Origin of the sequence: Okeania sp. SIO3B5 (assembly GCF_010692555.1) — a bacterium.
Taxonomy (GTDB): Bacteria; Cyanobacteriota; Cyanobacteriia; order Cyanobacteriales; family Microcoleaceae; genus Okeania.
This window is the reverse complement of sequence record NZ_JAAHHG010000773.1, coordinates 1-3,235: the sequence shown is the minus strand read 5'-3', so window position 1 is coordinate 3,235 and position 3,235 is coordinate 1. Positions and strand designations below refer to the sequence as shown.

Sequence of the window (3,235 nt, the reverse complement as noted above, 5' to 3'; positions counted from 1 at the left end):
ACCAAAAACAGCGAATCCCATCTCTGATATATTTTTGTTGACATTGTTCAGTTTCTTCTAAAGTTTGAGGACTCCATTGAACTTCAAAAGCAAGTTTAACTAATTGATTTTTTACCTGCTTAGTAGCAAGCAAACAGAACTATAGGAAAACCGCAAACCCTAGCCCGGCTTTCCCATACGACGCTCCCCTACGGGAGAGTGCGGGACTTCCCGCCGGAGAAGTTAAACCTACCACCTAAAACCTACCACCTTTTTCCATCCTCAAGTTAATTACTTTTAGGTATCAAACCGAAGAAAGTGTCAAAATCTGCTATTGCTTTTTTATACTCATTAGTCGCTTGCAGTTTGTCACCTGCTGCTGCTGCAACATCAATTTCTTCTAAGTCCTGAAATACTTCCTTTGCTGCATCCGACACAGGTTCTTTATCTTTTGGCAATAACAAACTTTGGGTCAAATAGTTAGTCTTGCTCCGCAAGTCTCCTAAAGGCCCATGAATAAATGTATCTACATTTATCCAATCACCTTTTTGAATTAGGGTGTTTAGTTCATCCATGCGATCGCGCAAAGCCACTATTGTGGTCGTATACTGTTCAATTTTTTGTAATTGAGCATCTGAGTAGGTTGGCGGTGGAGCAGGGGAGCCACAGCTTGCCAAAAACGCTACTAACAGCGCCATCATCCATGCTACTATTGAGCGTTTATTTAACATCATCTCTTTCTTGATCGACTAAATTTAATATTTCATCTTAAGATTAAAAATGGAAACGACCATTTTGACAAGGGGAGTATATGTACTTATCAGGAAAGACAGAGTTCATTAATTGATAATGGATAATTGATAATTACCTCTGGTTAAAACCGTTACGGAATTGAATATTCGGCTTTAAACCCGAATTATTTAATTATTAATTATTAATTATTAATTATTCTGCCTTCGTTCATTTGTTTTACTTAATACTTCTAAACTGCTTTTCTACTACACTAACTAAAGTCTCTCGTGGTAAAAAACGAGAAAGATTAACAATTACCTGATTTAAAAAGCCTCCTGTCACAGCATTAGACTGATTTTTTTCTAAGGCTTGAAGAGCATCTTTGACTACTTCTTCTGTAGGGGTCAATTTTGACATGGAAGATCCACCTACAGATTGAGGAAATTCTGCTCTTTGGAAAAATTCTGATTCTGTTGGTCCAGGACAAAGTGCTAATATCTTTACCCCTGAATCTTGATTTTCTGCCCACAATGCCTCACTAAAACTCAAAACAAATGCCTTTGTTGCAGCATAAACTGACATATAAGGTAAAGGTTGAAAACCACCAATTGAGGAAACATTAATAATTGCCCCGGACTTATTTTGCTGCATTCGAGGTAAAAATAAATGTGTTAATTCTACTAAAGCAGTAATATTTAACTGAATCATATTAACTTGCTTTTCTAGAGGTCTCTCGGTAAAATTTCCATAGTCACCGAAACCAGCATTATTTACTAATAAATCTATGGTTAATCCTTTCTGAAAAACTGTCTCAAATATAGAATTTGTTGCTGCTGGTGCTGTTAAATCTTGGACTATTACATCAGCCTGAATTTGATATTGACTTTGTAATTCATTTGCTAATTTTTGTAGTTTATCTTCTGAACGAGCTACCAATACTAAATTGTTTTTTCTACTTGCTAATTCTTTGGCAAAAATTTCACCAATTCCAGAAGAAGCACCTGTAATTAATGCAGTTTTCATTTTATTCGATCTGAGATTAGTTATGTAAAGTAAAGTTATGAAATTACATTACATAATTAATGATAGTATAAAGGAATATAAATTTTATTAAATATTTACTAAATAGTGAAAATTCCAGTAGTTTTGGTAGATTAATAAAATAAATACTGGAGATAATATTATGACTTTTCGTATTCTATGCTTGGATGGTGGCGGTATTAGAGGTGTTATGCCAGCCCGTATTCTCGAGAAAATTGAAGAACAATTAGGTGGCCGTTTAAAAGACCACTTTGATCTAATAGCTGGTACTTCAACAGGATCTATATTAGCTGTAGGAATTGCACTAGGAAAAAGCCCCAACTAGGTTCGGCAAGGGGTCTCCCGTTATAATCTGCGATTTAACGGGAGGGGAATTGCCTGGTAGTAAATTAAACAGGTGTCCATTGCTGTTCAAATATAGCAGTAAAGAGTAGTATAAAATTATGATAATTACTCATTGCTACAAAATTAAGCCCACTTGTGAACAGTCAGTCAAAATAGATTATTGGCTAGAACTATTACGAAGACATTGGAATTATGCTCTTGGTCAACGTTTAGACTGGTTGAATAGAACTAAATGTCAAGTTGACCGTTGCTCATTAATTTCATGTCCTATTGGTGAGATTGAAGAGTTACCAGATTATTATTTTCAGCAATCAGCACTTAAACAGACAAAACAGTTATTTCCTGACTATAAAGAAATATATTCAGAAGTCCAACAAATTAACTTACAAATACTAGATAAAGCTTGGAAACGTTTCGGCTAAGAGCCGACATGAAAGGTTAATACCTGACAAAAAGGGTAAACGTGGAGGACGACCAAGATTTAAAAAATCAGGAAAGTTAAGGTCATTTTGTTTCAGTAGAGTCAATCATCCCAAAGCAGTAATTAAATTTGATGGAAAACAAATAATTACTACGAGGTTTGGTGTTATAAGAGTCATAGTTCATAGACCAATTCCAGATGGGTTTACGATTAAAACTGCAACTATAACCAAAAAAGCTGATGGTTATTATATAAGTTTTAGTTTAGAAGATAAATCAGTTCCTAATCTAATTCCTACAAATAATATCAAAACTGCTGTAGGTATTGATGTAGGGTTAAAAGAATTTTTAACTACTAATACTGGTGAAACTGTTTCTGTTCCTAATTTTTATAGAAAATCTCAATCTAATTTAGCAAGAAAGCAAAGAAAGGTATCTAGAAAAGAAATTGGGTCTAACAACTGGAGGGCGGCACAAAATAGAATAGCTAGACTACATCAACATATAGCTAGACAAAGAGAAGATTTTCACTATAAGACTGCTCATAAATTAGTTAAAGAATATGACATGATTGCAGTGGAAAACTTAAATATTAGAGGTTTAGCAAAAAATACTAAACTATCAAAATCAATTTATGATGTAGGTAAATAATGAATAATGAATAATGAATAATGAATAATGAATGATATCAAATCCGTTGGCTTCACAGTAGTATAAT

5 protein-coding genes are annotated in these 3,235 nt (G+C 34.0%); 3 read left to right on the top strand and 2 right to left on the bottom strand.

Annotation, left to right across the window (positions count from 1 at the left end; all coding sequences use genetic code 11):
* Positions 1 to 266 precede the first annotated feature (266 nt).
* Positions 267 to 713, bottom strand: coding sequence for a photosystem II protein PsbQ (gene psbQ, locus F6K54_RS42245; protein ID WP_293090463.1), 447 nt, complete (start codon positions 711 to 713; stop codon positions 267 to 269).
* Positions 714 to 948: 235 nt separating this feature from the next.
* On the bottom strand, positions 949 to 1,734 hold the full coding sequence (locus F6K54_RS42240; protein ID WP_293090462.1) for an SDR family oxidoreductase: 786 nt from the start codon (positions 1,732 to 1,734) through the stop codon (positions 949 to 951).
* 160 nt (positions 1,735 to 1,894) lie between these two features.
* Here F6K54_RS42240 and F6K54_RS42235 point away from each other — a divergent pair, with 160 nt between their 5' ends.
* The 3 genes from F6K54_RS42235 (at position 1,895) to F6K54_RS42225 (ending at position 3,168) form a co-directional block, all read left to right on the top strand.
* Entirely contained in the window at positions 1,895 to 2,077 is a 183-nt protein-coding gene (locus F6K54_RS42235) for a patatin-like phospholipase family protein (RefSeq protein WP_366558401.1), read from the top strand.
* A 118-nt stretch (positions 2,078 to 2,195) separates the two neighbouring features.
* Positions 2,196 to 2,519 (top strand): helix-turn-helix domain-containing protein, encoded by a 324-nt coding sequence (locus F6K54_RS42230; RefSeq protein ID WP_293090461.1) that lies wholly within the window; start codon positions 2,196 to 2,198, stop codon positions 2,517 to 2,519.
* Positions 2,494 to 3,168: a transposase gene (locus F6K54_RS42225; protein WP_366558402.1), complete on the top strand. Its 675-nt coding sequence runs from the start codon at positions 2,494 to 2,496 to the stop codon at positions 3,166 to 3,168. The genes F6K54_RS42230 and F6K54_RS42225 overlap by 26 nt, the downstream gene beginning before the upstream one ends.
* Positions 3,169 to 3,235 lie beyond the last annotated feature (67 nt).

What these genes read in the sequence shown, in the direction of transcription:
- psbQ (WP_293090463.1), bottom strand. Translation starts at nt 713, where the DNA reads ATGATGTTAAATAAACGCTCAATAGTAGCATGGATGATGGCGCTGTTA.
- F6K54_RS42240 (WP_293090462.1), bottom strand. Translation starts at nt 1,734, where the DNA reads ATGAAAACTGCATTAATTACAGGTGCTTCTTCTGGAATTGGTGAAATT.
- F6K54_RS42235 (WP_366558401.1), top strand. Translation starts at nt 1,895, where the DNA reads ATGACTTTTCGTATTCTATGCTTGGATGGTGGCGGTATTAGAGGTGTT.
- F6K54_RS42230 (WP_293090461.1), top strand. Translation starts at nt 2,196, where the DNA reads ATGATAATTACTCATTGCTACAAAATTAAGCCCACTTGTGAACAGTCA.